The 26,875-nt window shown below is 19.8% G+C and carries 25 protein-coding genes and 1 tRNA gene; 11 read left to right on the forward strand and 15 right to left on the reverse strand.

The annotated features are described in order from the left end of the window. Positions 1-71: 71 nt before the first annotated feature. The 13 genes from GJT82_RS00455 to GJT82_RS00515 all read right to left on the reverse strand — a co-directional run bounded on the left by GJT82_RS00455 (position 72) and on the right by GJT82_RS00515 (position 15,364). Positions 72-1,811 (reverse strand): potassium/proton antiporter, encoded by a 1,740-nt coding sequence (locus GJT82_RS00455; RefSeq protein ID WP_168819146.1) that lies wholly within the window; start codon positions 1,809-1,811, stop codon positions 72-74. 227 nt (positions 1,812-2,038) lie between these two features. Further along, positions 2,039-3,040, reverse strand: coding sequence for a type I glyceraldehyde-3-phosphate dehydrogenase (gene gap / locus GJT82_RS00460; protein ID WP_168819156.1), 1,002 nt, complete (start codon positions 3,038-3,040; stop codon positions 2,039-2,041). A 41-nt stretch (positions 3,041-3,081) separates the two neighbouring features. Next, positions 3,082-4,917 (reverse strand): signal peptide peptidase SppA, encoded by a 1,836-nt coding sequence (gene sppA, locus GJT82_RS00465; protein ID WP_168819158.1) that lies wholly within the window; start codon positions 4,915-4,917, stop codon positions 3,082-3,084. A 29-nt stretch (positions 4,918-4,946) separates the two neighbouring features. After that, positions 4,947-5,756 (reverse strand): exodeoxyribonuclease III, encoded by an 810-nt coding sequence (xthA, locus tag GJT82_RS00470; RefSeq protein WP_168819161.1) that lies wholly within the window; start codon positions 5,754-5,756, stop codon positions 4,947-4,949. 210 nt (positions 5,757-5,966) lie between these two features. Beyond that, positions 5,967-6,782, reverse strand: a complete 816-nt coding sequence (gene trpA / locus GJT82_RS00475) for a tryptophan synthase subunit alpha (RefSeq protein WP_168819163.1) — start codon at positions 6,780-6,782, stop codon at positions 5,967-5,969. A gap of 21 nt (positions 6,783-6,803) precedes the next feature. Further along, the gene (gene trpB / locus GJT82_RS00480; RefSeq protein ID WP_168819165.1) at positions 6,804-7,976 is read right to left on the reverse strand and encodes a tryptophan synthase subunit beta; all 1,173 of its coding nucleotides are present in this window, start codon (positions 7,974-7,976) and stop codon (positions 6,804-6,806) included. A 40-nt stretch (positions 7,977-8,016) separates the two neighbouring features. After that, positions 8,017-9,390 carry a bifunctional indole-3-glycerol-phosphate synthase TrpC/phosphoribosylanthranilate isomerase TrpF gene (trpCF, locus tag GJT82_RS00485; protein ID WP_168819167.1) on the reverse strand — a complete coding sequence of 458 codons (1,374 nt, stop codon included), beginning with the start codon at positions 9,388-9,390 and terminating at the stop codon, positions 8,017-8,019. 2 nt (positions 9,391-9,392) lie between these two features. Next, the gene (gene trpD / locus GJT82_RS00490; protein ID WP_168820006.1) at positions 9,393-10,409 is read right to left on the reverse strand and encodes an anthranilate phosphoribosyltransferase; all 1,017 of its coding nucleotides are present in this window, start codon (positions 10,407-10,409) and stop codon (positions 9,393-9,395) included. 26 nt (positions 10,410-10,435) lie between these two features. Beyond that, a complete protein-coding gene (locus tag GJT82_RS00495; RefSeq protein WP_168819169.1) occupies positions 10,436-11,014 on the reverse strand; it encodes a glutamine amidotransferase-related protein in 579 nt (192 codons plus the stop codon). 7 nt (positions 11,015-11,021) lie between these two features. Continuing rightward, entirely contained in the window at positions 11,022-12,587 is a 1,566-nt protein-coding gene (locus GJT82_RS00500; protein WP_168819171.1) for an anthranilate synthase component 1, read from the reverse strand. Between the two features lie 184 nt (positions 12,588-12,771). After that, positions 12,772-13,809: a redox-regulated ATPase YchF gene (ychF, locus tag GJT82_RS00505; RefSeq protein WP_168819173.1), complete on the reverse strand. Its 1,038-nt coding sequence runs from the start codon at positions 13,807-13,809 to the stop codon at positions 12,772-12,774. Positions 13,810-13,820: 11 nt separating this feature from the next. Next, positions 13,821-14,399: an aminoacyl-tRNA hydrolase gene (gene pth / locus GJT82_RS00510; RefSeq protein ID WP_168819175.1), complete on the reverse strand. Its 579-nt coding sequence runs from the start codon at positions 14,397-14,399 to the stop codon at positions 13,821-13,823. Positions 14,400-14,413: 14 nt separating this feature from the next. Further along, the gene (locus tag GJT82_RS00515) at positions 14,414-15,364 is read right to left on the reverse strand and encodes a ribose-phosphate pyrophosphokinase (RefSeq protein ID WP_168819177.1); all 951 of its coding nucleotides are present in this window, start codon (positions 15,362-15,364) and stop codon (positions 14,414-14,416) included. Positions 15,365-15,584: 220 nt separating this feature from the next. On the opposite strand from GJT82_RS00515, the gene prfA reads away from it, so the two are divergent. From prfA to tyrS, 11 genes are all read left to right on the forward strand, one after another. After that, positions 15,585-16,676: a peptide chain release factor 1 gene (prfA, locus tag GJT82_RS00520; RefSeq protein ID WP_168819179.1), complete on the forward strand. Its 1,092-nt coding sequence runs from the start codon at positions 15,585-15,587 to the stop codon at positions 16,674-16,676. Continuing rightward, the gene (gene prmC, locus GJT82_RS00525) at positions 16,666-17,502 is read left to right on the forward strand and encodes a peptide chain release factor N(5)-glutamine methyltransferase (RefSeq protein WP_168819181.1); all 837 of its coding nucleotides are present in this window, start codon (positions 16,666-16,668) and stop codon (positions 17,500-17,502) included. The genes prfA and prmC overlap by 11 nt, the downstream gene beginning before the upstream one ends. Positions 17,503-17,732: 230 nt before the next feature. Then, positions 17,733-19,025 carry a threonine--tRNA ligase gene (gene thrS, locus GJT82_RS00530; RefSeq protein WP_168819183.1) on the forward strand — a complete coding sequence of 431 codons (1,293 nt, stop codon included), beginning with the start codon at positions 17,733-17,735 and terminating at the stop codon, positions 19,023-19,025. A gap of 3 nt (positions 19,026-19,028) precedes the next feature. After that, on the forward strand, positions 19,029-19,568 hold the full coding sequence (infC, locus tag GJT82_RS00535) for a translation initiation factor IF-3 (protein WP_168820007.1): 540 nt from the start codon (positions 19,029-19,031) through the stop codon (positions 19,566-19,568). A 77-nt stretch (positions 19,569-19,645) separates the two neighbouring features. Further along, positions 19,646-19,843, forward strand: coding sequence for a 50S ribosomal protein L35 (gene rpmI, locus GJT82_RS00540; protein ID WP_168819185.1), 198 nt, complete (start codon positions 19,646-19,648; stop codon positions 19,841-19,843). Positions 19,844-19,888: 45 nt separating this feature from the next. Then, positions 19,889-20,239 (forward strand): 50S ribosomal protein L20, encoded by a 351-nt coding sequence (rplT, locus tag GJT82_RS00545; protein WP_168819187.1) that lies wholly within the window; start codon positions 19,889-19,891, stop codon positions 20,237-20,239. Between the two features lie 26 nt (positions 20,240-20,265). Then, positions 20,266-21,246, forward strand: a complete 981-nt coding sequence (gene pheS, locus GJT82_RS00550) for a phenylalanine--tRNA ligase subunit alpha (RefSeq protein ID WP_211080467.1) — start codon at positions 20,266-20,268, stop codon at positions 21,244-21,246. 3 nt (positions 21,247-21,249) lie between these two features. Then, positions 21,250-23,745 (forward strand): phenylalanine--tRNA ligase subunit beta, encoded by a 2,496-nt coding sequence (gene pheT, locus GJT82_RS00555; RefSeq protein WP_168819191.1) that lies wholly within the window; start codon positions 21,250-21,252, stop codon positions 23,743-23,745. After that, the gene (locus tag GJT82_RS00560; protein WP_168819193.1) at positions 23,732-24,028 is read left to right on the forward strand and encodes an HU family DNA-binding protein; all 297 of its coding nucleotides are present in this window, start codon (positions 23,732-23,734) and stop codon (positions 24,026-24,028) included. The genes pheT and GJT82_RS00560 overlap by 14 nt, the downstream gene beginning before the upstream one ends. 124 nt (positions 24,029-24,152) lie before the next feature. Then, positions 24,153-24,758: a riboflavin synthase subunit alpha gene (locus GJT82_RS00565; protein ID WP_168819195.1), complete on the forward strand. Its 606-nt coding sequence runs from the start codon at positions 24,153-24,155 to the stop codon at positions 24,756-24,758. A gap of 43 nt (positions 24,759-24,801) precedes the next feature. After that, complete coding sequence (gene tyrS / locus GJT82_RS00570) at positions 24,802-26,094, forward strand: tyrosine--tRNA ligase (protein WP_425482458.1); 1,293 nt, start codon at positions 24,802-24,804, stop codon at positions 26,092-26,094. A 6-nt stretch (positions 26,095-26,100) separates the two neighbouring features. Here the strand turns inward: tyrS and GJT82_RS00575 are convergent, their stop codons facing one another. Further along, a complete protein-coding gene (locus GJT82_RS00575; protein ID WP_168820011.1) occupies positions 26,101-26,742 on the reverse strand; it encodes an endonuclease III domain-containing protein in 642 nt (213 codons plus the stop codon). A 50-nt stretch (positions 26,743-26,792) separates the two neighbouring features. Next, positions 26,793-26,866 (reverse strand) — tRNA-Ser (locus GJT82_RS00580). Between the last annotated feature and the right edge of the window lie 9 nt (positions 26,867-26,875).

Raw genomic sequence — 26,875 nt, forward strand, 5'->3', positions numbered from 1 at the left:
TATATAATTTTGATTAAAATTAATTTTATTGCAGATAATTTATTTAAAAAGTTTGATATATATATAAAATACTATTTTTTATTTTTTATAGAACTAATACCTATTCTAGTAATTTTACTATTTTCTTTTTCTGCTATAGTCCATAAAATATTATTCCATTTTATATTATCTCCAACTACTAAAGTATTGCTTTTCATTAAAGAAATTAACAATTTTCTTATAGATTGTTGAACATTAATATGCTTATTTAATTTTAAACCGTAAATTTTAGCTATATCATATAATTTAGCTTCAGCATCAAGAATAAAATCTCCAAAAAATTTTTGATTAAGTATTAATGAAACTGTTTGACTAAACAATTTTCCTAAATCTGTTAAATTATTTTCACGACCCATAATGCAAATTATATCATTTTCTTGTAAAATAGTATTTCCAGTTGGTCTTAATAATCTACCATTTCTAAATAATGCAGTAATAAATGTTTTTTTAGGCATATATAAATCACGTAATGATGTTCCAATACACCATGTTTTTGAATTTAATATATAAGTAAATTGTTCCCATTGATCTTTAGAATTTATATTTAAATTAGTTCGGTGAATAGGAAAAATAATAGAAGGTAATAATACTTTAGTTTTACGTGCAAAAAAATTTAAAAAACTTCCTTGAATAATTAAAGAAATTAAGACAATAAAAAATGCTATATTAAAAAATAACATAGCATTTTCTATTTGTGCTATTATAGGAAATAATGCTAATATAATTGGAACTGCACCTCTTAATCCCATCCAACTAATAAAAAATTTTTCACGTATATGAAAATTATTAAATGGTGATAGTACTATAAAAACAGATAATGGTCTCACTAAAAAAATCATCCAAAATGATAAGATTAATGATGGTAATGCAATATGAAATAAAGATTTAGGACTAACCAGTAATCCCAATACTAAAAACATAGTTATTTGACTTAACCATGCAATACCATCAAATATTTGTAAGATATTATTACGATTATAAATATTACAATAATTACCAACAAAAAAACCATATAAATAAATTGCTAAAATACCACTACCATCTAATAAATTAGTCAAAGAAAAAATAAGTATACCTACACTTAATATCAATAAAGAATATAATCCACTAACTAATATAATCTTACTAATAATTTTTTTTAATATTAATGCTCCAATTAAACCTAATATTATTCCTAATGTAAATTGTTCAATTAAATAAATTAAATGTAATAATAATATATGAAGTGTAAAATTTAATTGTTTAATTTTAATCATTTTAATAATTGATGTTGTTAAAAATACAGCCATAGGATCATTACTACCAGATTCTATTTCAAGAGTAGAAGTAACTCTTTCATTTAATCCTTTACTAGATGTAAAAATAGCTGCAGCATCAGTAGATGCTAATATTGAAGCAATTAAAAAACCATATATTAAATGTATTTTAAATAAATAAGATGCCATTATTCCTGTTAATATAGCGGTTATTAAAATTCCAATAGTTGCTAAAAATAATGCAGGAATTAAAGCAATTTTAATTGAAGAAATTTTTGTTCTCATACCTCCATCAAGTAAAATTACAGCTAAAGATAAATTACTAATAATATTTGCTATTTCATAACTGTGAAATGAAATTCTACCAATACCATCTGATCCAGATAATATACCTATTGCTAAAAATACTAATAAAATAGAAATACCTATTTTAGAAGTGATTGAACTAAGTAAAATACTAGATGTGATTAATATACATCCTATAATAAATAAAATAAAAATTGATTGTAAATCCAAAGAATATTGCTCCTGTATTTCGGATTACTAATTTTAATATAATTTAATGTATTAACATAAATGATAAATAATATTTTATATATAATTTATATTTTAAAAATATTAAATAATATATCCGAAACAAGATTTATTTTATATACTTGATATGAATATTTTGACTGATAAATATTTAAATAAATATTTATCAGTCAAAAATCTAAATATTATTAAAAGATATGAATATTTAACTATTTTTTTGTAATATGTATTATAAGATCTAAAATTTTATTAGAATATCCTGTTTCATTATCATACCAAGCAATTAATTTTACAAAAGTACTACTAATTAATACACTAGCTTTTTTATCAAAAATGGAAGTTAATGTATTTCCATTAAAATCACTAGATACTACATCATCTTCTGTATATCCAATAACACCTTTCATATCATTATTTGCAGCAAACTTAATTTTATTAAATATTTTATTTAATGTAGTTTTTTTTAATAATTTAACTGTTAAATCAACAACAGAAACATTAGCAACAGGAACTCTTAAAGATATACCTGTTAGTTTACCGTTTAATTCAGGTATAACATATCCTACAGCTTTAGCCGCTCCAGTAGTTGATGGAATAATATTTTGATATGCACCTCTACCACCTCTCCAATCTTTACAAGAAGGACTATCTACTGTTTTTTGAGTTGAAGTTACAGCATGTACTGTTGTCATTAATCCTTCCTTTATAATAAAATTATCATGAATAATTTTTGCTAAAGGTGCTAAACAATTAGTCGTACAAGATGCATTAGATATAATATTTTCACCATTATATTTTTCAAAATTAACACCTCTAACATACATAGGAATATTATTATCTTTAGGTGGTGCAGTAATTATAACTTTTTTAGCACCTGCAATAATATGTTTATTTGCTAATTCTTTAGTTAAAAACATTCCTGTAGATTCTATAACTACATCTATATCTAAATCATTCCATTTTAAATTATAAGGATCTTTTTCAGAAAAAATATTAATATAATTACCATTAACAATTAAATATTGATTTTTTACTTCAATACTACCATTAAATTTACCATGTGTAGAATCATATTTTAGCATATAAGCCATATAATTTATTTCTAATAAATCATTAATAGCTACAATTTTAATTGTAGAATTTTTTTGTGCAGCACGGAAAAGAACACGACCTATTCTTCCAAATCCATTAATAGCAATTCTAATAGACATTATTTTTCTCCTTATTAAAATATTATTTTTTAAACATTTTATTAATGAATATTTAAATTATATATAGCATATATATTTTTTGGATCATTTACTTCTTGTGTTAATAATAATGAATTATTTTTTAATAATTTTTTTTGCATAGAATAATTTTCTAAATATGAAAAAATATTTTTAAAAAAAATAGAATTTTTTATTTCAAAAGGGAGAAAATCTAATAATTTAAGAGGAAATAAATTAATATCACTTTCTAACCATTCTAATGAAACATTTTTTATCTTTGTTAATTCAGAAATTTTTTTTATAGCAGAATCAAAATCACCAACAGAATCAACTAATCCATTTTTTTTTGCATCTTGTCCTAACCATATCATACCATTAGCTAATTTTTTTACATCTTGTATAGATTTATGTCTTCCATTAGCAATTACATACACAAATTTATCATAACTTCCTTTCACTGCTACTTTTAAAATTTCTTTACTTTTTAAAGGTAATTCATTATATTTTGATCCTACCAAGCTATTATCAATATTAACTCCATCATTATTAATACCTAAAATTTTTAAAGTATTATTAAATGTAGGTACAACAGCAAACACACCAATAGATCCTGTAATAGTATTTATATTACTAATAATATAATTTCCTGCTGTTGCAATAAAATATCCTCCAGATGCAGCTAATTCTCCCATTACTACTACGATAGGTTTATTAATTGTTTTTAAAGAAATTAGTGCATTATATATATGTTCAGCAGCTGTTATACTACCCCCAGGACTATTAATTTTTAATATTAAACCTTTAATATCAGGATCTAAATATACTTGATTTATTTGTTCTACAATATTAGAACTTTCGACACCATAATTTAAAACTCCATTAACACTTATTACTGCAATGTTATTTTTATTTTTTTCTTTAAAATTTTGACTAATATATTCACTTATGTCAATATGATTATATGTTTGATATTTTTCATCCCATCCAAATTTTTTTATCATTTCACATTTAAAATCAAATCTTGTAGATAATTTATCTACTAATTTATTATTTAATGCGTATAATGCTAAATTTCCGTTACTATTTTTAAATTTTTGAATAAAATCTTTATGATTAGGAAATAAATTTTGTAAACTAATTTTACGATTACTTATAACTGTTTCTAAATAATAATTCCATAAATTATTAATTAAATTTTTTTCTACTATTTTAGTGCTTGAAGACATATTATTTCTTATAATTGGCTCAATAGCTGATTTAAAATCTCCTATTTTAAATATATTTATTTGTACTTTTAATTTTTTTAATAAATTTTTAAAATAAAAATTTTCTACAGATAAACCATGTAAATCCAATTCTCCTTGTGGTTCTAAAATTATTTTATTAGCAAAACTAGCAAAATAATACTGATTTTGATTATACATATCTCCTATAGCATATATAAGTTTACCAGAAGACTTAAAATCATTTAAATATTTACCTAAATAGTTTATTATAGTTATATCTTCTACCATAAAATCATTTAAATTTAATACAATAGCACCAATATTTTTATCTTTTTTTGCACGAAGAATTGCTTGTGCAATTTGAAAAGTTGAATTTTGATCTGGTAAATTAAAAATTTTATCAATTGATCTTAGAAGGATATTATTATGATTAATTATCTCATCTGTTAAAGATTGAACATTAATTTCTAATATATATTTTTTATGTTTATTTAAATTTATTATTTGATTATAATAATTATTATAAATATAATAACCAATTATTGCTACTAATAATAAAAATACTATATTTAATATTAATTTTTTAATAAAATTCAATGTAAACCAAGTATAACAAAAAAAAGATTTTATTAAATTCCATAAAATAGTCATTTATCACCTAATATTAAAATAAAACTAAATTAAAAAATTTTAAAATTAACCCAAACTGGAATATGGTCTGAAGGTTTAATCATTTTATAAATAGAATATTCTATATTTGAATCAATATAATATTGTATTAATATTTTACTAATTAAAATTACATCTACTCTTAAACCTCGATTATTTAAATACCCTTTAGATCGATAGTCAAACCAGGAAAATACATTATTTATTTTTGGATTCATTATTCTCCAAATATCAAATAAACCCCATTTTAATAATTTATTAATACATTCTCTTTCTTTAGGTAAAAAAGAACATTTACCTCTTTTTAACCATATTTTACGATTAATTTCTCCTATACCAATATCTAAATTAGAAATACTAACATTTATATCACCCATTAATATAACAGGACTATTAGGATCTACATAATCTTCAAGAAATTGTTGTAAATTTTTAAAAAAATTAATTTTAGAAGAAAATTTAATAAAATCGTTACAATTATTTCCTTGAGGAAAATAACAATTTATTATTTTTATAATACCAATAGAACTAGGAATATCAATTATTATTAATCTTTTTTGATTATTAAATTGATCATTTAAAAAACCTTTTTGTATTTTTAATGGAATATATTTACTTAATAAAGCTACTCCATAATATTTTTTTTCACCATAAAAAAAAACATTATAACCTAATTTTATTAATTTTTCTTTAGGAAAATTTATATTTTCAACTTTAATCTCTTGTAATCCAATAATATCAGGATTATATAAATTAATTATTGATTCAAGTTGATGAATATGTGCTCTAATACCATTAATATTAAATGAAAGGAATTTCATAATAATCGATAATTATTTTATAATAAAAATTTATAAAAATATGATAAAAATATTGTTTATTTAAATATATCTTTATATATCATTAAAAATTATCTTTTGTCTAGTATAGATTTTTATATTTTTATAAATTTTTATTAAGATAATTAATAATTTTAATTACTATAATAATTAAAATAAAATTATTTATATAAAAATTATTACTATTATTTTTTAAAATATTGTTACAGATTTAAATTTTATAATTATATCTTTTAATTTCTTTAATAAAATAATAGAATTACGCTGATTATTTTCTATTAATTGAATTATAAATGATCCTAAGATAACTCCATATGCACCATTATTAATAGCATCTTTAATATGTTTTGTAGTATAAATTCCGAATCCTTGTAATGGTAATGCTGCATTGTATTCTATTAATTTAGAAAATAAATAAGAAATATTAAATTTATTATTTATTATTTGATTAATTCCAGTAATTCCAGATCTTGATAAGACATAAGTATATGCACATTTAAAACATGAAATTTTTTTTAATAAAAAATTATTAGCATTTGGTGGACAAATTAGAACAGGTAAAATTTTATTTTGAATTGATTTTTTATAAAAAGGCATAAATTCTTCAATAGGTACATCTACAATGAGAACAGAATCAATTCCTGATTTATAACATTGACTATAAAATTTATCTATACCATAAGAATAAATAATATTTACATATATTAATATTCCAATAGGAATATTAGGATGTTTATTTCTAATTATACTAATTAATTTAAAAGATTTAATAATATTAATTCCTAAATTTAAAGCTCTTTTATTTGCTTTTTGAATTATAGGACCATCAGCTAACGGATCAGAAAATGGTATTCCTAATTCTAATCCATCCGATCCATTATAAATAAGCGTATCTACTATTTTAAAAAATGTTTTTATAGATGGATCACCTATAGTAATAAAAGGTATTAATGCAGCTTCTTTTTTTTTTTTTAAATATTGAAACATATTATTATAACGTTTTTTCATATAATATATATTAACCTATAATTAATTATTATTCACTGTAGCAATATCTTTATCTCCTCTACCAGATAAATTTACTACTAATATTTGTTTTTTTATGGGATTATTTTTAATAATTTTTAAAGCATATGCTAATGCATGAGAAGATTCTAGAGCAGGTATTATTCCTTCTTTAGAACATAATAATTTAAAAGCTTCTATAGCTTCTTTATCTGTAATAGAATAATAATTAGCTCTACCTATATCATTTAAATATACATGTTCTGGTCCTACAGCAGGAAAATCTAAACCTGCAGAAATTGAATAAGATTCTGCAATTTGATGATCCTTTGTTTGCATAATAGCAGTTTTCATACCAAAATATATTCCTATATTTCCATGTTTTAAAGCAGCACCATGTTTTCCTGTATGAATTCCTAAACCTCCTGGTTCTATTCCAATTAATTGAACAGATTTATCTTTTATAAAGTTTTTAAATAATCCAATTGCATTTGAACCACCACCTACACATGCTATTAATATATCAGGTAATTTATTTTCCATTAAAATTATATCTTTTTTTACTTCTTTTCCTATTATACTTTGAAATTCACTTACAATAGTAGGATAAGGATGTGGTCCAGCAGCAGTTCCTATCATATAATGTGAATCTCTATAATGACTAGACCAATAACGAATTGCTTCATTACATGCATCTTTTAATGTACCATTATTATGATTAACTGGAATTACTTCTGTTCCTAATAATTTCATTCTTGAAACATTAGATATTTGACGTTTTATATCTTTTTCTCCCATAAAAACTTTACATTTTAATTCTAAAAGTGCACATACAATTGATGCGGCTACTCCATGTTGTCCTGCACCTGTTTCTGCTATAATTTCTTTTTTATTCATTTTTTTTGCTAATAGTGCTTGACCTAATGCTTGATTAATTTTATGTGCTCCACTATGAAGAAGATCTTCTCTTTTTAAATAAAGAATAGAATTTGTATTTTTAGTTAAATTATTACATATTGTTAATGGTGTTGGACGACCAACATAATTTTTTAATAAAAAATTATATTTTTTTTTAAATATTGGATCATTTTGAGATTGAATAAATACTTGTTCTAATTCTAATAAAGCAGGTACCAATATTTGAGGTACAAACATTCCACCAAATTTACCAAAATAACTAGGTAATGAAGTAATCATTTAAATATTTCCTTTATATTAAAAAATTAATAATTAAAATTTAATATTTACTTAATTTTTGAAAAATTTCTTTAATCTTTAAATGATCTTTAATTCCAGAAATATTTTCTACTCCTGAATTAAAATCTAACCCATAACATTTTAATTTTATTGCTTCTGCAATATTATTTTTATTTAAACCTCCTGCTAATAAAATATTTTTATTATTTTGTCCTTTTAATAATTTCCAGTTAAATTTTATTCCTTTACCAGATAAGTAATTATCAAATACATATAAATCTACATTTTTATATTTATATATAGGAATTTTATTATGTATTTTAATAACTTTCCAAATTTTTATTTTACTAGGTAATTTATTTCTTAAAATATTAATAAAATCTTGATTTTCTTCACCGTGTAATTGGACAGCATATAATAATAATATTTTCGATATTTTAACAATTTCTTCAATTGTACTATTACAAAATATTCCTACATATAATAATGGTTTAATAGTAAAAACAATATTTTTTGCAATTTCAATATTAATATTTCTTATAGAATTATTTACAAAAATTAAACCTCCAAATATACTACCTGAATTATTAGTTATTTTAGCATCTTCAATTTTTTTTAGACCACATATTTTATTTATTCCAAAAATTAAATTTTTAACTGCAAATAAAATATTTTTTTTAGATGTTATTGCCGAACCTATTAAAAATCCATGAACTAGTTTACCTAATTTTCTTATTTGAAGATTATTATTAATTCCTGATGCACTAATTAATATAATTTTTTTAGGAATATAATTTGATTTTAATAAATTGTATGTTTTATTAACATCTATTGAAAAATCATTTAAATTTCTATTATTAATTCCAATAACTTTAGCTTCTAAATATATTGCTCTTTTAAGTTCTTTTTCATTATTAACTTCAGTTAATATACCCATATTTAATTCATGTGCTATTGTAGATAATTGAATATATTCTTTATCATTTAAAATGGATAATATTAAAAGTACAGCATCAGCTAAATGATATCTGGCAAAATATATTTGATATGAATCTAAAATAAAATCTTTACATAATATTGGTTGTGATACTATATTTCTAACAACATTAATATCATTGAAACTTCCTTGAAAATATTTTTCGTCTGTAAGAACTGAAATGACAGATGAATAATTTTTATAAATTTGTGCAAGAAATTTTACATCATAATTTTTACAAATTAATCCTTTAGATGGAGAATATTTTTTACATTCTAAAATAAATACACTATTATTACTTTTTAATGCATGATAAAAATCATATTTTGTTTTTTTTATATATGGAAAAATTTTTTTTATAGGAATATATTTTTTTTTATTTTTAATCCAAGAAATTTTATCTTTTATTATATCTTCCAAAATATTTTTTTGATACATAATTATTTTTTTATATAACCTTTATTTATTAAATTAGTAATATATTTATAACCAAAACCATTATCAATTATATTGAGAACCATTTTAGTATTTTGAACTAAATTTTTTTTTCCATGTAATTTTAATAAGAAAGCAACATTTGCTGCTATAGTGTTTTTATAACTAATATTTGTAGAATTTCCTTTTAATAAATTGATTAAATCTTTAGCATTTTTTTCAGGGACATCTCCAATTAAATCATTTTTTAAAACATAATCTAATCCAAAATCTTTAGGCGTTAATATATAATTAGAAATTTTATTTTTATTTAATTCAAAAACATTAGTATTATCATGTAATGATATTTCATCCATTCCATTACAATGAACTACAGCTGCTTTTTCATATTTTAATATTTTTAAAGTATGAATAATAGGTAGTAATAAATTTTTTTTATATACACCAATTAAAATAATTTGAGGTTTAGCAGGATTTAATAAAGGACCTAATATATTTAAAATAGTTCTTGTTTTTAATTCTTTTCTTATAGTCATAAATTTTAAAAAAAAATTATTATATTTAGTTGCTAATAAAAAACATAAATTAAAATTATCTAATAATTTACGAGAAATTGTACTAGATTGATTTAATTGAATTCCTATAGCTGATAATACATCAGCTGACCCTGATTTACTTGATATACAATAGTTAACATGTTTTACTATTTTTAATCCACAAGCAGCTGCAATAAAAGCACTTCCTGTTGAAATATTTAGAGTATTCATATTATCTCCTCCTGTACCAACAATATCAGACATAATATATTTTGGTTTAGGAAAATACTTTACTTGATTTGATATTATTGCAGTTATTGCACCAGCAATTTCTTCAGAATTTTCTCCCTTTACTTTCATAGCTATTAATATAGCTACTAATTGACTATAATATAATTTTTTATTTATAATTGCTGAAAATAAATAATTACTTTCATTTTTAGAAATATTTTTAGCATTATATAATTTATTTAAGATAAGATTAATCATTTTATTACTTTAAAATGTTTATTTTAAGATAAAGCCCAATGAATAGTTTTTTTCATTAAAATATCTCCATCAGGAGTAAGAATAGATTCAGGATGAAATTGAAAACCACATATTCTATGATAATTATAACGAAAACTCATAATAATATTTTTATATTTTGAATTAATTGTTAAAATATTAGGTACTTCACTAGCTATTAATGAATGATAACGAGCTACATTCATAGGATTTTTTATACCAAAAAACATATCTTTATTATCATGAATAATATTTGAAGATTTACCATGAAAAATTTCTTTTGATTTTATAATACATCCACCATAAGATTCAATTATTGCTTGATATCCTAAACATATTCCAATTATAGGTAATTTTCCTATTAAAATTTTTAATAAATCAGGCATAAATCCAGCTTTACTAGGTAATCCTGGTCCAGGAGATAATAATAAAATAGGATGTTTTATTTTACTTAATTTTTTTAATAAAAAATTAATTGGAATGTTATTACGGTAAATAATGACTTTATGATTTAAAGAACGTATTTGATCAACTAAATTATAAGTAAATGAATCAATATTATCTATAATAAATATATTAGACATTAAATTATCACTCCTTATTACTTTGCGCTATAGCTTTTAAAACTGCCCTAGCTTTATTAAAACTTTCATTTGCTTCTGACTGTGGTTCTGAATCTAATACTATTCCGGCACCAGCTTGTACAATTGCTTGATTATTTTGAATATAAGCAGAACGTATAATTATACATGTATCTAGATCTCCATGTCCTGTTAAATAACCAATAGATCCTCCATAACTACCTCTTTGTTCTTTTTCAACTAAAGCTATCAATTGCATTGCACGTATTTTTGGTGCTCCAGTCAAAGTACCCATATTCATACATGCACGATAAGCATGTAAAGCATCTAAATTTTTATTAAGAGTACCTATAACTCTAGATACTAAATGCATAACATAATAATAGCGATCAACTTTTGTTAAATCTGCTACATATCTACTACCAGGAATACATATTTTAGCTAAATCATTTCTTGCTAAATCTACTAACATTAAATGTTCTGCCATTTCTTTTTGATCTATTCTCATCTCTAATTCAATACGACTATCTAAATCTAAATTTATAACATCATTAATATATTTTCTTGATCTAGTACCAGCAATTGGATATAATTCTACTTGTCTATTTATAGAATTATATTTTAATGAACTTTCAGGAGAAGCACCAAATAAAATAAATTCTTTATCTTGCATAAAAAACATATATGGACTAGGATTTATTGTTTTTAAAATATCATAAGCAGATAAAGGATGATAACATGATATAAAAAATTTTCTGGATGGTACTACTTGAAAAATTTCTCCTGATTGAATATAAAATTTCATTTTTTTAATAATATTGCAATATTCGAAATCATTTTGATTACATGTATAAGAAATATTTTTAATATTTTTTTTTTTAATATTATTTATAGGTAATATTATTGTTTGTTTAATTTGTTTATTAATATCTTTAACACGATTATTTAATCTTTTAAATTCTTTTTTATTTGGTATATAAATACTTGCTTGTAAATTTGATATTTTTTTTTTATGATCTATTATTAATAATATTTCAGATAAATAAAAACAATAATCAGGACATATATTTTGAGTTTTTATTTTTTTTGGTAATTTTTCAAAATTATATATTAAATCATAAGAAAATAATCCTCCTAAAAACATAGCTTTTCTTTCTTTTTGACTAGGTAAATTAACTAATTTTAATATATATCTTAATATATCAAATACAGATAATGATTTTAATCTTGTATCTTCATCTTCAAATTTATTTATTTTTGGTAAAATTAAAAAACGATTATTTATTTTTTTTATATTAGTAATATTTTTAGGTAAGTATTTATCTAATAATTGTAATAATAAATTACCATTTTCAGAAAATGATTTAATAATCACAGTATTTTTAACTGAACTAATTCTTAATGCACTATCAATAATTAATAAACTTTGTAAATGATTTTTACTATCAATATCAACTGATTCTAATAACAAAGTATATTTTTTTTGTTTACATAATTTATTATATATAATAGTAGGATTTTCTATATAAACAGTTTTATTTGTAATTAGTTGTAATGTAGGTTTTGTAATTTTCATATTATAATTCTCAAATTTCACTTATAATATTAGTGAAATAATATAATTAAAGTAATAATTGTACTAATTACATATTATTCATCTTTATGTATTTATTTTTTTATTAAGAATAAATATTCATAATAAATCAATTTAAATTAATATAAAATAAATTGTATATGAAAATATATAAATAATCTATATCTTAAACTTTAAAAAGAAAATGAATTATATCTCCATTATTAATAATATAATTTTTACCTTCTAACCTAATTTTTCCCGCTAATTTTAATTTATTTTCATTTTTATAAAAAATATAATCATTATAATTTATTACTTTAGCTCTAATAAAACCTCTTTTAATATCACTATGAATTTTTTTTGCAGCTTCTATAGCTATAGTTCCTTTAATAATACTCCATGATTTTGTTTCTTTTTTACCAACAGTATAAAATACATTTAAATTTAATAAATTAAAACTAGCTATAATAATTTTATTTAAATAATAATTTTGTAATTTATTAAATTTAATAGATGTTAATTTTACACATATTTTTATAGTCTTATATTTTTTAGATATTAATTTTAATTGATTTAAATATAATTTATTATATAATTTGTTTTCATTTATATTAGCGATAATTATCATGGGTTTAATAGTTAATAATTTAATTTTATTAAGACTATTTAATTCTTTTATATTAAAATTAATTGTATTAAGTAATTTTTTTTCTTTCAATTTATTTAAACATTTATTTAATAAATTTATATTTTTAAAATTTTTTTGAAAATTATTTTTTATAGATAAATATTTTATTTTCTTTATACATAAATTAATATCAAATTTAATAATTTCATTATTAATAATATTAATATCATCAATTGGATTATTATTATGTAATTTTAATATATTTATATCATCAAAAAAACGTACTACATGAATAATAGCATTCATTTCTATTATATTACCTAAAAATTTATTTCCTAATCCATGTCCTTCAGAAGCTCCTTTAATTAAACCAGCTATATCTACAAATTTTATTGTAGATGGAGTAATTTTTTTTGATTGTACTATTTTAGATAATATTTCTAATTTTTTATCAGGAATATTAATAATTTTAATATTAGGTTCTATTGTACAAAAAGGATAATTAGATGCATTAACATTTGAATTAGTTAATGCATTAAATAATGTTGATTTTCCTACATTAGGTAATCCAATTATACCACATTTTAATTCCATTTTTAATCCTATTATTTAGAGTGAAGATAATTCATAGCTTTATAATAATTATTTGTATTTATAAAAATTTTAATAGCATTAATTATATTTTTCATAGAATGATTAATTATTTTTTTTTCAATTATTGTAGGTTTATCTAATACAAAATTATTTATTTCTAATTTATTTATAGGATGTCCAATACCTATTCTTAATCTATAAAATAATTTGTTATTAAAGTTTTTTATTATATCATTTAATCCGTTATGTCCTCCACTACCTCCTCCAAATTTAAATTTTATTTTTCCTGGTGTAAAATCTAATTCATCATGAATAATTAAAATATTATTTAATATAATTTTATAAAAATTTGATGCAAGTAATATTGATTTTCCAGAATTATTTACAAAAGAATTAGGAATTAATAAAATTAATTTTTGATTTGATAAATAAATAAAACCAATATAACTATGTAATTTTTTTATTTTTTGTAATTTAATTTTAAAATAATTAGCAAGATAATAAATATAATCAGATCCTATATTATGACGTGATCCAATAAAATTTTTTCCAATATTTCCTAAACCAACAATCATCTTAATAATATTCAAATAATATTTCCTTATTAATTTTTAAACATTACAGAAATAGATTCTTCATTATTTATTCTACGAATAGATTCTGCAAGCATTTCTGATAAAGTTAATTTTCTTATGTTTTTTAATTTTTTTATTTTATTTGATAATGGAATTGTATCACATACGATAATCTCATCTATTAAAGAATTAGAAATGTTATTTATAGCATTTCCAGAAAAAATTGGATGAGTTGCATATGCAAAAACACGTTTAGCACCATTATTTTTTAATGCTTTTGCTGCTTGACATAAAGTTCCACCTGTATCAATGATATCATCTATTAAAATACAATCTCTATTTACGATATCTCCAATAATATGCATAACTTCTGATATATTAGATTTAGATCTTCTTTTATCTATAATTGCCATATCAGTACCATTAAATAGTGATGTTGCTATTGTTCTAGCACGTATTACACCTCCAATATCTGGAGATACTATAACTGGATTATGTAAAATTATTTTTGTCATATCTTCTATAAGAATAGAACTACTAAAAACATTATCTACAGGAATATCAAAAAATCCTTGAATTTGTTCAGCATGTAAATCTACTGTTAAAACTCTATCTATTCCTACACCAGATAAAAAATCAGCTATAACTTTTGCTGTAATAGGTACTCTGGCAGATCTTAATCTACGATCTTGTCTTGAATATCCAAAATATGGTATAACTGCAGTTATTCTTCCTGCAGAAGCTCTTCTTAACGCATCAGCTATAATAATTAATTCAATTAAATTATCATTTGTAGGATGACAAGTAGATTGAATTATAAAAACATCATCTCCTCTAACATTTTCATTTATTTGAACAGAAATTTCTCCATCACTAAATTTACCTACATATGCTTTTCCTAAATTAGTATATAAATGATCTGCAATTTTTTTCGCTAACTCTGGAATAGCATTTCCAGAAAATAACTTCATATCAGACATAAAATATTCCTTATAATAATTTTTTAAAAATAATTTTAAAAATTATATTTTATTACTCTTTAAAATATTTTTGATATATAAAAATATCATATATATAATATGATATATTATTGTTAATATAATTTAATTATTTAAAAATTTTTTATTTATTATATCAATATAATTTAATTATTTAATTTATTTATTATATTCTAAATAAAATGTAAATAAAATTTAATTTATGAATCATTCTATTATTAAACAACTTAATTTATTACATAAACGTTATATATATATTGAAAAACAATTAAGTAATTATAAAATATATAATGATCAAAAAAATTTACGTATTCTTTCAATAGAATATGTTAATTTATCTATTATAATTAAACCATTCATAGAATGGAAAAAATTACAATTAGAATTAATTAATAATAAAGAATTATTATCTGATGAAGAAATATATTCTATAGTATTAGAAGATATTAAAAATATTAAAATTAAACAACAAAAAATAGAAAAAGAAATTAAAACTCATTTATTATCTAAAAATAATAATGAAAACAATAAAAATTGTTTTTTAGAAATTAGAGCAGGATCAGGAGGCAATGAGGCAGCTATTTTTGTAGGAAATATTTATAGAATGTATGTTCGTTATGCTGAATCTAAATGTTGGAAAGTTAAAATAATTAATGTTCATTACGGTGATCATGGAGGATATAAAGAAATTATATTAAAAATAATTGGAAATGGTGTATATGGAAAATTAAGATTTGAATCAGGAGGTCATAGAGTACAAAGAGTACCTGAAACAGAATCTCAAGGAAGAATTCATACTTCTACATGTACTGTAGCAGTTATGCCAGAATTATCTAAATCTGAAATTCCAGAAATTAATAATAATGATTTAAAAATTGATACTTTTCGTTCTTCTGGAGCTGGTGGACAACATGTTAATACAACCGACTCTGCTATTCGTATTACTCATATTCCTACAGGAATTGTTGTAGAATGCCAAGATGAAAGATCTCAACATAAAAATAAATCTAAAGCTTTATCAGTATTATTAGCAAGAATTAATGCGGCAGAAATAGCTAAAAGAAATAAAAATGTATCATTAACAAGAAAAAATTTGTTAGGAACTGGAGATCGTTCTGATCGTAATAGAACATATAATTTTATTCAAAAAAGAGTAACAGATCATCGAATTAATTTAACAATTTATAGATTAGATGAAATTATGAATGGAAAATTAGATATTTTAATAGAACATATTATACATAAGTATCATACTGATCTATTACTATCTGTATCAAAAATAAATGAAAATTAAAAAATGGTTATTTTATGCTAGTATTTTTTTAAAAAAAAATAAAATATTTTTACCTAGAATAGAATCAGAAATATTATTATCTTTTGTTCTTAATAAATCTAAATTTTGGATTTATGAATTTTATGAAAATTATTTAAGTATAATACAATTAAAAAAATTAATGGAATTATTAAAAAGAAGAATAAATGGTGAACCAATTTCTTATATATTAGGTTTTTGTGAATTTTGGTCATTAAAAATTAATGTTTCATCATTAACTTTTATTCCTAGACCGGATACTGAAATTTTAGTGGAACATACATTAAAAAAAATTAGATTTGATACAAAAAATATATTAGACTTAGGAACAGGAACTGGAGCTATAGCTTTAGCTATAGCTAGTGAATTTAATAAATTAAATATTACCGCTATAGATATTATTCCGGAATTAATTAATTTTGCAAAAAAAAATGCAAAAAAATTATCTATTAATAATATTAATTTTATACAAAGTAATTGGTTTAGTAATTTAAACAATAAAAAATTTGATATTATTGTGAGTAATCCTCCTTATATTAAATATAAAGATTATTTACTTCTTGAAAAAAGTATAAAATTTGAACCAATATCTGCTTTAATAGCAGAAGATAATGGATTATCTAATTTTAATTCTATTATTTTACAATCTACTAAATATTTAAATAATTCTGGATGGATAATTTTAGAACATGCATTTAATCAATCTAATCAAATTATAAAAATATTACAAAAAAAAAATTTTAAAAATATAAAAACTTGTTTAGATTACAATGGTAAGGAAAGAATAACTTATGGACAAAAAATTTAATATTAATTTTTACAAAAATTTTTTATAGATTAAAATAATTTTATTGTTATATAAATAAATATCACTATAATAATTATTATTATGAATCCTTAATAATTAATAATTTTTATTATATTTATTTAAATTATAAATTTCTGATATATAAAATATAAAAAAATATATATATAATAAATTATAAATTAATTATTTTAAATTTGATTAAGTTAAATTAATTAATATAAAAGAAAAAAATGCAACAAAATAATTATTTATCTAAATTTAATAATAAAAAAATAAAAAAAAAAATAAAATTATTAAATAAAAACAAATTATTATCAATCGATCATAGAACATTTGGAAAAAAACTTAATTTATATCATTTTCAAAATGAATCACCAGGAATGGTTTTTTGGCATAATAATGGTTATATTATTTTTAATGAATTAGAAAAATTTTTACGTATAAAACTTCAAAAATATAATTATCAAGAAGTAAAAACACCATTAATAACAGATAGTGTTATTTGGAAAAATACAGGACATTGGAAAATTTATAAAGATGCAATATTTAATACATTTTCTGAAAATAGAAATTATTGTATTAAACCTATGAATTGTCCTGGACATATACAAATTTTTCAACAAGGATTAAAGTCATATAAAGATTTACCTCTAAGAATTGCAGAATTTGGAATTTGTCATAGAAATGAACCATCAGGTTCTTTACATGGTTTAATGCGATTACGTAGTTTTACTCAAGATGATGCTCATATTTTTTGTACTCAAAATCAAGTTTCGATAGAAATAGAAAATTGTATTAATATGATGCGTGAAATTTATCAAATTTTTGGTTTTAAAAATTTTTTAGTAAAATTGTCAACAAGACCTAAAAATCGTATTGGAAATAATGAAATATGGGATCGTACTGAAAAAGATTTAGCTACAGTTTTAAAAAAATTAGATATAACTTTTAATTATCAAATTGGAGAAGGAGCATTTTATGGACCTAAAATAGAATTTTCTTTTTTTGATTGTTTAAATCGTGAATGGCAATGTGGTACAATACAATTAGATTTTACATTACCTAAATGTTTAAGTTTATTTTATATTGATTCTAAAAATACTCATAAAACACCTGTAATAATTCATCGTGCTATTTTAGGTTCTATAGAAAGATTTATTGGTATTTTACTAGAAGAATATTCTGGTTATTTACCTATTTGGTTAGCTCCATTACAGATTATTATAATTAATATAAATGATAAACATATTAACTATGTTATGAATTTATTAGAAATAATAAAAAAAAATAATATTCGAGTTCAAGCAGATTTAAAAAATGAAAAAATATCTTTTAAAATTAGACAATATACTATACAACATATACCTTATATTTTAATATGTGGAGATAAAGAGATAAAGAACAATACAGTATCAATTCGTGATTGTTTTGGTAAAGATTTGGGAAATATGAAAATTCATGATATTATTAGCAAAATAAAAAAAGAAATTAATAATTATGATATTCATCAATTGGGGAGATAGGATATTAAAATTGGAAAAAAAATAATACAACTTAGACCTAATAAAATTAATGAAAATATTAAAACTAAAATTATAAGATTAATAGATTTTAAAGGTGAACAAGTTGGTATTATTGATTTAAAAAATGCAATTATAAAAGCAAAAGAAATTGGATTAGATTTAGTAGAAATTAGTCCTAATTCAAATCCTCCTGTATGTCGTATAATGAACTATGGTAAATTTTTATATATAAAAAATAAAACATCAAAAAAACAAAAGAAAAAACAAAAAATTATTCAATTAAAAGAAATAAAATTTAGACCAAACACAGATAAAGGGGATTATGAAGTCAAATTACGTAGTCTAATTCGTTTTTTAGAAAAAGGAGATAAAATAAAAATAACTCTTAGATTTAGAGGTAGAGAAATGGTACATATACAAATTGGATTTACTATGTTAAATAGAATAAAAAATGACTTAAATCATTTAGCTTTAGTTGAATACTTTCCTAAAAAAATTGAAGGACGTCAAATGATAATGATATTAATACCTAAAAAAAAATGATGATTCAATATTATCAATATAAGTTTTTTTAAAATTATATTATTTTTTCTAAACACAATATTTGGATTAACATAAATATGTTTAAACTTAAAACATTACGTAGTGCTGCTAAACGTTTTAAAAAAACGAGTTCTGGAAAATTCAAACATAAACAAGCTAATTTAAGACATCTTTTAACAAAAAAAAAAACTAAGAAAAAACGTTTTTTAAGAAAAAAAAAATTAGTTTTTAAAGGAGATTCACATTCATTAGTATCTTGTTTACCTTATTTATAATAAAATTTATAGTAAAAATTATTAAAATTAGGAGATTTTAATTATATGGTTAGAGTTAAACGAGGTGTAGTTTCTCATAAAAAACATAAAAAAATTCTTAAACAAGCTAAAGGATATTATGGGTCAAGATCAAGAACATATAGATCTGCATTTCAAGCAGTAATAAAAGCAGGACAATATTCTTATCGTGATAGACGTCAACGTAAAAGAAAATTCCGCCAGTTGTGGATTACTAGAATTAATGCAGCTGCTCGTCAAGAAAATATTTCTTATAGTTATTTAATAAATCGATTTAAAAAATCTAATATTAATATTAATAGAAAAATTCTTTCTGAATTAGCTATTTCTGATAAAAAATCATTTATTAAATTAATGAATTTTATAAAAATTAATTAATTATTAATGAGAATATCTAAAAAATGATATCTGGTCTTAATAAAATAATAATAAATTTAAAAAAAGAAATCAGTTCGATTAATAATATTAAAAAATTAAATATTTTTAAAGTAAAATATTTAGGAAAAAAAGGATATATATCTTCACAATTTTTGTTATTAAAAAAACTAACAAAACAAGAGAAAATTAAAAAAAGTATAATTATTAATAACGTAAAAAAACAAATAAAAGAATTAATCAAAAAACAAAAAAATAAATTAGAATTTAATGATATTAAATTTCAAGTTTTAAATAAAAAAATTGATATTTCACTTCCAGGTAGATATATAAAAATAGGTAATCAACATCCTATAACTATAGTAATTAATGATATTGAAAAATTTTTTATAAAATTAGGATTTAAAATCACAGCAAGTCAAGAAATAGAAGATATTTATCATAATTTTGATGCATTAAATATATCAGAAAATCATCCTGCACGAACAGAACAAGATACTTTTTGGTTAAATAAAAAATATTTATTACGTACTCAAACTTCTAATATGCAAATCAGAATTATGAAAATTTTAAATCCTCCTATAAGAATATTGACTTCAGGTAAAGTATATCGTAATGATTATGATAAAAAACATACTCCTATGTTTCATCAAATAGAAGGATTATTAATAGATAATAAAATTAATTTTTTAAAATTAAAAGGAATATTATCCCTATTTTTAAAATATTTTTTTAAAAAAAAATTTAAAATTAGATTTAGACCATCTTATTTTCCGTTTACTGAACCTTCTTTAGAAGTAGATATTATGAGAGAAAATAATAAATGGATTGAAGTATTAGGAGCAGGTATGGTACATCCTAATGTATTAAGTAATAATATTAATTTATTAAATTATTCTGGTTGTGCTTTTGGTATTGGAGTAGAACGTTTAGCTATGTTACGTTATAATATTCATGATATTCGTTTATTTTTTGAAAATGATATACGTTTCATTAAACAATTCAAATAAAATATGATTAAATTAAGTGAATTATGGTTACGAGAATGGATCCCTTATAATAATAATAAATTATTATCTGAACAATTAACAATGTTAGGATTAGAAGTAGAAAAAATTGTTCAATTTTGTAAAAAAAAATTAGATAATATATTTATAGGGCAAATTATTGACTGTCAGTTTAATAATGATAAAAATATTTATAATTTGATTATAAATATAGGAAATAATAAATTATATAAAATAAAATCAAATGCAATTAATTGTAAAAATAAAATAAAAATAATCTTTGCAACTGTAAATTCATCTTTATATAAAGAAAATATAAAAAATAAAAAATTTGATTTTTTATTAAAATCAGAAGGATTACTATGTTCTAAAAAAATGTTAGGATTAAAAAGTAATTTGTATGAAGATAATAAAAATTATATAATTCAATTAAATAATAATATTAAAATAGGACAAGATGCTTGTAAATATTTACAATTAAATGATAATATATTTCATATTAATATACCATATAATCGTTCTGATTGTTTAAGTGTTATGGGTATAGCAAGAGACTTATTTACTAAAATAAAAAAAAATAATTATTCATTTACTTTCCCTTATAAATTTTCTTTAACTAAAAAAAAACATAATAATAAAATAAATGTTTATATAAATAAAAATGCTAATAAATATAATTTAAATTATTTTTATTGTATTATTCAAAATATTAATTTACATAATGAAATACCATTTTTAATAGAAGAAAGATTACAAAAATCTGGAATTTTAATATCAAATAATAATCCTTTATTAAATATTAGCAATTATGTAAATTTAGAATTAGGATATCCGGTATATTTTTATGATTTTAATAAAATTAAAGGTGATATTTTTATAGAAGAATATAAAAATACTAATAATTATTCTTTAATTGATGAAACTAATAATAAAATATCTTTATTAAAAAATACTTTAATTATTAAAGATGAAAAAAATATATTATCTATTCCTAGTTTAATACAAAATAAAAAATTTATGATTAATGTAAATACAAAAAATATTTTATTAGAATGTTTTTTTTTAGATCCTAATATAGTGAAAAAATTATCTAATAAATATAAAACATTTAATTTATTTTCACATCTTTATGAAAGAGGATTAGATCCATTAATACAAAAAAAAATAGTTATAAGAACTATAGATTTGATATTAAAAATATATGGTGGTGAAAGAAGTCAGATTAAAGTAATTAATACAGAAAATTATATTAATAATTATTTACATTTAAAAAAGATTAAATTAAATTATATAAAAATTGAACAAACATTAGGTTTTTTTATAAAAATAAAAAAAATATTTGATATAATTAATAAATTAGGTTTTAAAATAATATTAAAAACAGAGATTAATTGTATATTACAAATACCTAGTTGGAGGTATGATATACAAATTGAAGCAGATATAATAGAAGAAATTATACGTATATATGGTTATAATAATATTCCTGATAATCATATCAAATTAAATTTAACTGAAAATATTAATGAAAATTTTATTCTTAATAAGAATAATTTATTTTTTAAATCTAATGATCTAAAAAAAATAAAAAATATTTTAATTAATAAAGGATATAATGAAGTTATTAACTATAGTTTTATAAATCCTAAGATACAAACTTTAATGTTTCCTAAAGAAAAATTTGTTAAATTATATAATCCTATATCAATAGAAATGTCTATTATGCGTACCTCTTTATTATGTGGTTTAATAAATAATATAATCTATAATCAAAATAGACAACAAAAATCTTTACGTTTTTTTGAAAGTGGATTATGTTTTAAAATAAATAAAAAATTAGAATTTGGTATATCTCAAAAATTAATGTTTGGAGGAATAATCAATGGTAAATTACATGAAGAACATTGGTCTTTATCTAAAAAAAATGTGGATTTTTATGATTTAAAAGGTGATATAGAATGTATATTTCATTTTTTAGGTAAAATAGATAAAATAGAATTTAGATCTATATCTAATATAAGTTTTTTACATCCTTATCAAGGATCTTCTATATATTTAAATAATACTTTAATTGGACATATTGGAGTAATAAATCCTTATATTAAGTCATACTTAGGTATTAATGAAAACACTATTTTATTTGAATTAGAATGTAATGAAATTTTACATCATGTAAAAAAAGAGATTAAAACAATATCAAATCTTCCATTAAATCGTAGAGATATTTCTTTAATAGTAAAAGAAAATATTCCTTTTATAAATATTATGGAGGAATGCAAAAATTCTAAAATAAAACAGATTATTGATATAAATTTATTTGATGTATATAAAGGAATAAGTATTCCTAAAGGTTATAAAAGTTTTACAATAAGTTTTATTATACAAGATAATATTCATACATTAAAAGATCATGAAATTAATAATATTATACAATTATGTATAAATAAATTAAAAAAAAAATTTAATATTGTATTAAGAGATACAAATTATGACTTTAACTAAAAAAAAAATTTCTAGATATTTAGTTAAAAAAATTAAAATTTATAAAAAAGATGCAACATATTTAGTATATTTATTTTTTGAAGAATTAAAAAAAGCTTTATTAAAAGAAAGAATAGTAAAATTATCTGGATTTGGTAAATTTGAAATACGTGATAAAAACTCTAGACCTGGTCGTAATCCAAAAACAGGAAAATTTATACTTATTAATGCTAAACGAGTTATAGTTTTCCAAGCATGTCAAAAAATTAAAAAAATTTTATATAATATTTCATTAAATATTTAAAAAAATAATTTGATTAAAATATAATTAATATTTTATTTATTTTAATAAATTATATTAAATTAATTTACTATTAATAAATAATATTGTATTTATATATAATATAAATATTAATAGAGTTATATTTATGTTTACTGGAATTATTCAATGTATAGCAATAATAAAGTTAATAATTAAAGAAAAAAATTTTATACATATGATAATAAAAATACCTAATTATTTTATTTCTGATTTGAAAAAAGGAGATTCTATTTCAAATAATGGATGTTGTTTAACTATAAAAAAAATAAATAAGAATTTATTATTTTTTGATATAATCAAAAATACATTAGATATTACTACATTTAAAAAATTAGAAAAAGGAAATTATTTAAATATTGAAAAATCTTTAAGATTAATTGATTTTATTGGTGGACATTTAGTTTCTGGACATATTACAGGAATTGCAAAAATAATTAAAATTAAAAATTATATTAATTCTAAAACAATATGGTTTAAACCATTTCAAAAATCTCAAATGAAATATATTATGAAAAAAGGATTTATATGTATAGATGGTATTAGTTTAACGATAGATAAAGTTTATATTGATCAATTTAGTATTAATCTAATTCCAGAAACAATGATACTAACCTCATTAGTAATTAAAAAAATTAATCAAAATGTTAATATTGAAGTTGATTTATATACTAAAATAGCTGTAAATACTATAGAAAAATTATTTTATCAATAAATTATTTACTTAAATATTAAAATAACAAAAGAGATATAATTTAATGGTTATAAGTAAAAATAATAAAATAGATTTAATACAAACATTAGAATATCGTAATATTATTAATCAAATAACAGATAAAAATAATTTAAAAAATATTATAATGAAAAAAAATATTAATTTATATTGTGGTTTTGATCCTACTGCTGATAGTTTACATATTGGTCATTTAATACCATTAATTACATTAAAATATTTTCAAAAATTAGGACATAAACCTATTATTTTATTAGGAGGTGCAACAGGATTAATAGGTGATCCAAGTTTTAAATCTCAAGAAAGAAAAAAACAATCAATTTATTTAATAAATGAATGGATTAGTAAAATTACTTTACAATTAAAGTATTTTTTAGATTTTAATTGTGGATATAATAGTGCAATTATAGTTAATAACTATGATTGGTTTAATAAAATGAATATATTATCTTTCTTAAAAAAAATAGGTAAATATTTTTATATTAATCAAATGATGAATAAAGAATGTATTAAAAATAGAATAAATAAAAATATACAAGGTATTTCTTTTACTGAATTTTCATATAATTTATTACAATCTTACGATTTTACTTATCTTAATAAATATTTTGATGTAATTTTACAGATAGGAGGATCAGATCAATGGGGACATATAGTTTCTGGAATTGATTTAGTAAAAAAAATATATAAAAAACAAGTATTTGGTTTAACTAATAAATTAATTACTAAAAATGATGGTACTAAATTTGGTAAAACAGAAAATAAAACAATATGGTTAGATCCTCTTAAGACAAATCCATATAATTTTTTTCAATTTTGGTTAAATATTAATGATAGTTTAGTTTATAATTTTTTAAAAATGTTTACTTCTATAGAAATTAATACCATAAAAGATTTACAAAAATCTAATAAGAATTCAATAAAAAAAAATAGTGCTCAAAATATGTTAGCTGAATATATGACTTGTTTAGTTCATGGTAAAAATGCATTAGAATCTGCTAAAAAAATTACTAATAATATTTTTTATAAAAAATTAGATGATTTATCAAAAAATGATTTTGATATGTTATTGGTTAATGGAATTAATAATGTTATTTTAGAAAATAAAAATTATTCTTTACAAGAAATTTTAATATTAAGCAAACTAGCCAACTCTCGAAGTCATGCAAAAAATATGATAGAATCTAATTCTATTTATATAAATAATAAAAAAAATTCAAGTATTTTATATTATTTTACGAAAAAAGATAAAATATTTAATCATTTTACATTATTACGTAGAGGTAAAAAAAATTTTTGTTTATTATATTGGAAATAATATTATTTAATTTTTATTAATATTTTTAGAAGAAAATTCACATAAATATGATATTATACAAATGTTACATAATGGTTTTTTAGTCTTACATATAGTTTTACTATGTAATATAAACCAATTATGACAATTTAATTTATATTTTTTAGGAACAACTTGTAACAATTTTTTTTCTATTTCATTTGTATTTTTACCTATAACAAATTTGCTACGATTGCAGAATTTATATATATGTGAATCCACAGCAATCTCTAATTTTTTAAAAATGGTATTTAAAAATATATTTGAAATTTTTCTACCTACACCAGGTAATGATTCTAGATCTTTTCTATTATTAGGAATAATACCATTATGTAAATTTATTAAAATATTACTTAATTGTATTAAGTATTTAGATTTATTATTATATAATCCTAAAGGAAAAATATGTTCTTTTATTTTTAAAATACCTAATTTTACCATTTTATATGGATTATTTGCGATAATAAACAATTTTTTAGTTACTAAATTAACTCTTTTATCATTAGTTTTTGATGATAGTATTAAAGATACTAATAATTCAAAGGGATTATTAAAAATTAATTCGGATATAGGTTGAGTATAATATTCATTAAAAATAATTAATATTTTTAATCTTTTTTTTTGATTCATATAATTATAATTTAAAATATTTATTAATAACACTAATAAAAAATAATTTATGCGTTCTAAAGGATTCGAACCTCTGACCATCATTATGTCATAATGATACTCTAACCTACTGAGCTAAGAACGCATAAAATTT

The organism is Enterobacteriaceae endosymbiont of Plateumaris rustica, from assembly GCF_012562965.1.
GTDB lineage: Bacteria > Pseudomonadota > Gammaproteobacteria > Enterobacterales > Enterobacteriaceae.